This window comes from Rhizorhabdus sp. P4_G5 (assembly GCF_056401065.1).
Map to the genome: position 1 here is coordinate 771,402 of NZ_JBFUKB010000003.1, position 7,156 is coordinate 778,557.

Consider the following 7,156-nt stretch of genomic DNA (forward strand, 5'->3'; position numbering starts at 1 on the left):
TTAAAGTCGATTGTTCTAACCCCGCATCGTCGATGCGGGGTTTTTTTTAGCTGCGGCACGCAGATGTCCTGATCAAGCTTCTGATCCTGATTTTCATCTGAGCATGCATTCGGCATTTCTCGCGATTTTTAAGTAGTTGTGACCAATTTCTAAGATGGTGGCGTCCGCATTGTTGGAAAGCGGGCTTGCTATATTGGATCGATGGCTGGAAAATTTTAAAAGACGGTGCCCCGTGCACGAGCCGGGACAGCCTGGGGATGCTGGGTCAAAAGAGAGGTCGGCCTATGGTGCAAGGAAAGACTGCGTTGGTGTAACCCGATCTAGCTTGTCCGCTTTGGCCGGCGCTTGCTTTGTGGATTGGCATTGGCAGCAGGTGGTATCCCCGCTTCGATCAATGCTGTTGCGGTTTCGACGAGATTCAGCTGCGGATCGGTCTGTGTCCATACATCGCTGCGCCGGCGGCTCGCTCGCCATCCCTCACGGGCTGCCTCGACCGAGAGGACGTACCAGGCGAAGAAAACCAGTCGCTGGCGCAAAACCGGTTCGGGAATGTGTTGGCAAAGACTGCTTATCAGCTGGAGCAACCGCCGGTACACAAGGAAATTCATCCGATCCAAGTATGTTGACACCTCTTTACGCCGGACGAACAGCACGGCTGCGAGAAATCGGTTCGCTGTCGGTGAGGGATCTGTGTAGGTCTCGGGGCGTGGTCCGCGAACAATGATATCGACAACCTCACGAACGCTGGACGGACCGCCCTTTCGATCCAGCTCGGATATATGTTCGAACCACACGACGCTCAAATCGTGGAAGATCTCGTTGATCAGTTCGAGGACAAGTCCTTCCTTCGACTTGAAATAATAGTTGAGCGAGCCACCGTTCTTCGCGCCTGCCGCGGCCACAATCTCGCGCACCGTCACTGCTTCTAAGCCACGCTCTGCAAACAGCCGTCGTGCAGCGACCTTTATGTTTTTCCGAGTGTCCGTACGGCCGTCGTACCGTTCAAGATCAGCTTTTTTGGAGCGAGGCATCTTCGTTTGGGCCTATCGATTAACGCGAGATGGATCATTGCAGGCGTTGATCCGCGGGGAGGCGGATAGCCACGGTCGGGGGGGAATGGAATAAAAAAAGCCGGTTCCGCCACATATTGTTTCCAGCTGAAACGCGACAGCATCGCTTGCTCCCGACTCAAGGTCAAGCTGTGGCCCTGCGGCTGATCCGCGGCATCGTGGATTAAAACGATGATCTAATCCGAATTCCTTACAGCGATCGGATCCCGCCCCCATCCACTCGCAGCATCGAACCGGTGATGTAAGCCGCGTGACGGCGCACCCTCCGCCAGCAGCGCGCGCGCTGGCGGCTCCTGGACTCGATCCCGCCGTGCTCGCTTGGCGGCGATTCCCAGATCCATGAAAGGTTCGTTTCGGGATGAGCATGTCAGCAGGTCGCGTTGCGACAACCTCCGGGGACCGGCCCACGGTCCGGCTCCCGAACCCCCCGACTAGATTCGTCGTGTTGAGTTGTAAGCATGTGCGATGTTCGCGAAGATAGTGCCAGCGTTCTCCGATACGACATCATGCGCATCGCCGGCGACAACGACCGTAGCACCTGACTTCTCGGCTGCCTCAAGAATGGCGCGATCTGATTTCCGCTCGCTGGCGAAAACCACCGAATCAATCTGACCCAACGTCACCGGACCATCAGCGGTCTGCAAAATGATGCCGCTCTCATCGCTCAGCATGACATCATGCACGTTCTTGATCCGCTTCACATGTTTGGCATTCTGCCGATTCAGCAGATACCAGCGGTCATGCGCAGCGAGCTTGCGTCCGAAATGCCCACCGAACTCGCTGACCGTCACTCTTGCGCCGCGTTCGGCGAGATAGTCGGCAATCACCATGCCGTTCTGGTCTCCCCCCACCACCAGGACAGACTTGCCCGCCGGCATGTCGCTCTCGACGAGATCGTCCAGCAGTATCATGTCGATCGTTTCGCTGTTCATCACGAGATCAATCATGTTCTGCGGAACCGATGGCTGGCTACCCGTTGCGACGACGATGACGTCGGGCCTCAGGTCGGTGATCATTGCGGCGTCAACCTCGGTCGAGAGACGGACCTGGACGCCGAGCGAATCGAGTTGCCGCTCATACCAGAAAAGGATGTCGCCGATTTCCCGGCGACCCGGCATTTCGCGCGCAAGCAACATCTGGCCGCCAAGGCGAACGCGGCGTTCGAACAGCGTGACGTGGTGTCCTGAGAAAGCCGTCATACGGGCAGCCTCCATACCGGCGAGACCGCCGCCCACGACGACGACGGTCTTGGGTTGCCCGCTTGAAGCGTCCTCCACGTCGACGCATTCCAGTTCGCGTCCCATTCGCGGGTTCACGACGCAGCACGCATCCCCGCCACCCGGATGCCGATGGAGGTGCTCGTCGATGCATCCGCGGCAATCCGCGAGGCACGGCCTGATCTCTTGCAGCGCTCCGCGCCGGACCTTCCCGAAGAAATCGGGGTCTGCAATCGTGCTGCGGCCGAAACAGACAAAGTCAGCCTTGCCTTCGGCTATCAGGTCGCGCGCCATGAGGGGGTTCTTGATGCGGCCAATTGTGCCGATCGGCACCGTAGCAAAGGGGCGGACGGCTGCAGCAAGGTCCGAGTAGCAGCCCTGGGGCTCGTACATGGGCGGGATCGTGAGCTGGGGGGTGCCAACAAGTCCAGCGGTGATTGTAATGTAATCAACCCCCGCCTCCTCCGCGAGGGGTGCCAGCCGGCAGCTATCCTCGATCGTCCAGCCCTGGTCGCCCAGAAAGTCGCTGCCGTTATACTTCAGACCCACCGCAATATCGTCGCCGATCGCCTTGCGGACTGCGCGGATGACGCGCAGCAGCATCCGGGTCCGGTTTTCAAAGCTGCCGCCATATTCGTCCTCGCGGCGGTTGAACAAAGGGGTCAGAAAGTTGCTGAGCAGATAGCCATGCCCTGCATGAATCTCGACGAAATCGAGCCCGGCTTCGGCGCATCGCCGAGCGGCCGCCGCAAAATAGCCTATCATTTCCTCGATTTGCTCGACGGTCATCGCCTGGTTCGGTGAGCCAAGGCGCCGAGACGTGGCGTCGCCCATCGCGGTCCGGACGTTCGACGAAAGGCCAGAGGGCGACATCAGGGCATCAGGGCTTGTCCCCTCTGTGCCGCCGCCGTTCCAGAGCTGGATGCCAAGTTTGGTGCCGTACTGGTGAACTGATTCGGCCAGCTTGCCAAGTGATGGGATGACAGCGTCATTGAACAGCTCCAAGCTGTGGGGGTTCCTGGCACTGACGGGTGCGACCCGCGTCGCGCCAATCGCGATCAGACCCGGTCCGCCGCGCGCACGTTCGAGCAAGTAGGCCGCCATCTGCGGATGGATCGCGCCATTTTCGTCAATCTTGTTGCCGGCGGACATCCCTGCCATCATCATCCGGTTTGTGACGGTGATGGGACCGACCTTCATGGGCTGGAGCAGGGCTGAGAGATCCTCGCCAACTACGGTGCCTGCGGCGACCATATTGCTCACTTCCTCTCTGTCATTGCCGTCGCTACCCATTGGGCCTGGCTGGTATCGGTTCGCCGGGGATGCTCCGGCGGCTCGTTTTTCAATTAGCATTTAAAGCATATGAACTAGTGTCGTCGCAAGGGGCGATGCTTTCTTGACTGCGTTCCAGGCCTGACAGGTCGCAACATCCCTTGCCGCATGGCTGCAGCACGTCACAGGCGAGGGATCGGGGCAAATGTAACCGGCTGTCCGGGATCTGTGCGGCGCGCACCGGGTACGGAGCGCGTTGCGCTGCCCAGCCGGCGCGGAGCATGTTGCGCTGCCTAACCGGACAGGCGGTCACGTTTCGACTTGACACCACGAATCTTCCGACGGATAGAACGCATGCTTTATACGTTACATCCAGTTGTGGGCCAGCAGACCTGCGGGTCTGCTAGAGTGCCACTGCCACGGAGACGGAGTGGCAAGGCGCCGGGCAGAAACGTCCGGGTACTAAATTATGGAGAGCGAATATGGACTTCAATCTTCCCGCCGACGATGATCCGCGTCGCCTCGAAGTGCGTGAGTGGCTCGAAGCGCGCCCTAACGTGACATATGAAGAGTTGGCCGAGAAGGGTTATGCCGTTCCCCACTGGCCGGCGCCGTGGGGCCTATCGGCGGATCCAGAAACGCAGCTGATCATCGAACAGGAGATCAAGCGCGCCGGGATTGTTCATCCTCAAATCGTCAATCCTATCGGCGTGAACCAGTGCGGCCAATCGCTGCTGACCTACGGTACCGAGGAAATGCGGCAGAAGTTCCTGCCGGCCGCACTCGCCTGCCGCGAACTCTGGTGCATGCTGTTTTCAGAGCCGTCCGGTGGATCGGACCTCGGCGCCCTGCGCACGTCGGCGCGGCGCGAGGGCGATCATTACATCATCAACGGCCAGAAGATCTGGACCTCGAACGCACATATTTCGCGGCTAGGCGTTCTGATCGCTCGCACTGATCCGACGCTGCCCAAGCACCGCGGCCTGACCATTTTCCTCGTCGACATGCAGACGCCTGGGGTCGAGGTTCGACCGATCCTCGATATGTCCGGTCATGCCACCGAATTCAACGAAGTGTTCCTGACCGACGTTCGCGTGCCTGTTGGCGACCGACTCGGCGAGGAAGGCCAAGGGTGGCAGATTGTTCTCGAACAGTTGCAGACAGAGCGGATGAGCATGGTGAAGCCGGGCGCGGTCTGGGGCCAGGGGCCGACCGCGCGCGAGCTTGTTTATGGTCTGATCGAGACCGGCAAGATCAACGATCCACTCATCCGGGATGAAGCCGCGAAGATCTACGTCGAAGGCGAACTGCTCCGCCTGCTCAGCGACCGCAACCTCAGCAACCGGATCAATGGCAAGCCTCCCGGCCTTGAGGCGAACCTCGGCAAGATGATCGCCTCGCCGCACGGCCAGCACCTCTCCGATCTTGCCAAACGGACAGAAGGCATCGCGGGGATGGTGCGAGACGATAACGAACTACCGCTGCCGAAGCAGGACTATGGTATGTTCGCTACGTGGGATTATTGCTACTGGTTCGGCCCGGCGGGCACGATCGGCATCGGCACGACGGAAATCCTCAGGAATACAGTCGCGGAGCGCATCCTTGGCTTGCCGCGCGACATCGATCCGTCGGCGAAGTTGCCGTTCAGTGACATCGGCCGCCCGCAGCTGGCGGCCTGAAACATCCATCGCGCCGATGTCCGCGGCTCTGCAAGCGGCAGGACATCGGCCCTCGATCAGGGATACCCTATCCGATGAATTTCACCCTCAGCGAAGAGCATCTCGCTCTCAGGGATAATGCGCGCGCTTTCCTCTCGAAGGAGGTCAAGCTCAACCCTTACCTGAAACCGGAGGCGAACGAGAAGCCTGTCGAGCGTGACGGCCTCTGGCGCGAAATCCAGAAGCTCGGCTGGGCCGGCATCGTCATTCCGGAGGCCTATGGCGGGCTGGGCATGAGCTACATCGACCTGGTCATGATCGTCGGCGAAACGGGCCGCACCCTCGCGCCGTCCGCTCTGTTCGGGACTTTGGCGGGGGCCTGGGCCGTCGAGCGTTGCGGCAGCGAGGAACAGAAGCAGGCGCTGCTGCCGCAGGTGGCCGCAGGCGAGCTGTCACTCGCGCTGGCGGTTGCGGATCCGAATGGCGACGTCAACGGTCTGTCGCGTGGCGCCGTCGCTTCGAAAGCTGGGGACGGCTGGGCGATCAACGGCGAAAAATCGTTCGTCGTCGAGGCGGCCGACGCAGACAAGATCGTGGTCGTGGCCGACGTCGATGGCGCGCCCGCATTCTTCATGGTGGATGCCAAGGCCCAGGGCCTGGCGATGGAGCGCCTCGACTGGCGCGACATCACCCGCCACGTAAGCCGCATTTCGTTCAAGGATGTGCTCGCCGAGCGGCTGCCTCAGGCCGATGGCGACAGCTGGTCCTGGATCCGCGACCGGCTCTACCTCGTGCTCGCTGCCGAAAGCGTTGGGGGTGCCGAACAGGTTCTCGATGACGCCGTGGCCTATGCCAAGGAGCGTGTCGCCTTTGGTCGGCCGATTGGCTCCTACCAGTCGATCAAACGTGATCTTGCCGAAGTGGCCGGCGGAAACGAGTGTGCCACGGCGGGTGTGCAATATGCCGCGTGGGCCTTGAGTGAGGAAACGCCCGACGCTAGCAAAGCCGCAGCCATTGCCCAGAGCTATGCCAGCGAGCAATATTGCGCTGCCACCGCCTGCAACATCCAGGTTTTCGGAGCGATCGGCTTCACGTGGGAGATGCGGAACCATCTCTATTATAAGAGGGCTCGCACCAACGCCGAGTTGCTGGGCACGCCTCGCGAGCAGCGTGAACAGATCGTTCGGATTCTGGAGAACGAGCACAGGCAGGTGGCCTGAACTTGCCGCAAAACGGAGGTATAATGGCTCGGGTGCGATTTGTTGATCCGGCAGGAAATGAAACTGACGTTTCCATCGATGACGGCGTGTCCGTCATGGAAGGGGCGATAAAGGCTGGAATTGACGGTATTGATGCAGATTGTGGCGGGCAGTTGTCCTGCGCCACTTGCCACGTCTATCTGGGCGATGCTTGGCTCGGGCGCGTCCCTGAGCCAAACGAAAGCGAGGATGCCTTGCTTGAATTCGCGGCCGGCCGTCAGCCGAATTCGCGCTTGAGTTGCCAGATCATTGTGCAACCCGACCTGGAGGGTCTGGAGATAAGGATTCCCGTCACCCAAGGTAGCTGACGGCCAGGAGCGGGTGTCCGATAGTCGCGCCGGCACCGTTGTCGGGCCGGCACTAGGGCCAAGCTTCATAGTCCGGCGCCAAGAGTGGGTTCAGCGCGGAGCGCACGTCGCCTGATTGAACGGTGTGCGCAACAATCTTCTTGGCGGTACGCAGCGGATGCTCAAGGACGGGCATTTTCAGTCCGGCGCGCAAAATCCCTGATTTTTGGAAAGGGTTGGTGCTATGAAGATACTCGTACCCGTCAAGCGGGTGATCGATTACAACGTGAAGCCGCGGGTCAAGATGGACGGCAGCGGCGTCGACTTGGCCAACGTCAAGATGTCGATGAACCCGTTCGACGAGATCGCCGTCGAGGAAGCCATCCGCCTCAA

The 7,156-nt window shown here is 60.3% G+C and carries 5 protein-coding genes and 1 pseudogene; 4 read left to right on the top strand and 2 right to left on the bottom strand.

Features of this window, described 5'->3' with window-relative positions:
• Positions 1 to 320 precede the first annotated feature (320 nt).
• Positions 321 to 1,031 (bottom strand): TetR/AcrR family transcriptional regulator, encoded by a 711-nt coding sequence (locus tag AC1DQK_RS08180; protein WP_477869211.1) that lies wholly within the window; start codon positions 1,029 to 1,031, stop codon positions 321 to 323.
• 470 nt (positions 1,032 to 1,501) lie between these two features.
• On the bottom strand, positions 1,502 to 3,541 hold the full coding sequence (locus AC1DQK_RS08185) for an oxidoreductase (protein ID WP_477869213.1): 2,040 nt from the start codon (positions 3,539 to 3,541) through the stop codon (positions 1,502 to 1,504).
• A gap of 500 nt (positions 3,542 to 4,041) precedes the next feature.
• On the opposite strand from AC1DQK_RS08185, the gene AC1DQK_RS08190 reads away from it, so the two are divergent.
• From AC1DQK_RS08190 to AC1DQK_RS08205, 4 genes and pseudogenes are all read left to right on the top strand, one after another.
• The gene (locus tag AC1DQK_RS08190) at positions 4,042 to 5,238 is read left to right on the top strand and encodes an acyl-CoA dehydrogenase family protein (protein WP_477869215.1); all 1,197 of its coding nucleotides are present in this window, start codon (positions 4,042 to 4,044) and stop codon (positions 5,236 to 5,238) included.
• Positions 5,239 to 5,312: 74 nt separating this feature from the next.
• Complete coding sequence (locus AC1DQK_RS08195) at positions 5,313 to 6,437, top strand: acyl-CoA dehydrogenase family protein (RefSeq protein WP_477869217.1); 1,125 nt, start codon at positions 5,313 to 5,315, stop codon at positions 6,435 to 6,437.
• A gap of 23 nt (positions 6,438 to 6,460) precedes the next feature.
• Positions 6,461 to 6,784: a 2Fe-2S iron-sulfur cluster-binding protein gene (locus AC1DQK_RS08200; protein ID WP_477869219.1), complete on the top strand. Its 324-nt coding sequence runs from the start codon at positions 6,461 to 6,463 to the stop codon at positions 6,782 to 6,784.
• Positions 6,785 to 7,007: 223 nt separating this feature from the next.
• A pseudogene (locus AC1DQK_RS08205) lies at positions 7,008 to 7,156 on the top strand (electron transfer flavoprotein subunit beta/FixA family protein); the annotation flags it as partial.

Coding starts and splice junctions, on each gene's coding strand:
- AC1DQK_RS08185 (WP_477869213.1), bottom strand. CDS start 3,541: ATGGTCGCCGCAGGCACCGTAGTTGGCGAGGATCTCTCAGCCCTGCTC.
- AC1DQK_RS08200 (WP_477869219.1), top strand. CDS start 6,461: ATGGCTCGGGTGCGATTTGTTGATCCGGCAGGAAATGAAACTGACGTT.
- AC1DQK_RS08195 (WP_477869217.1), top strand. CDS start 5,313: ATGAATTTCACCCTCAGCGAAGAGCATCTCGCTCTCAGGGATAATGCG.
- AC1DQK_RS08180 (WP_477869211.1), bottom strand. CDS start 1,031: ATGCCTCGCTCCAAAAAAGCTGATCTTGAACGGTACGACGGCCGTACG.
- AC1DQK_RS08190 (WP_477869215.1), top strand. CDS start 4,042: ATGGACTTCAATCTTCCCGCCGACGATGATCCGCGTCGCCTCGAAGTG.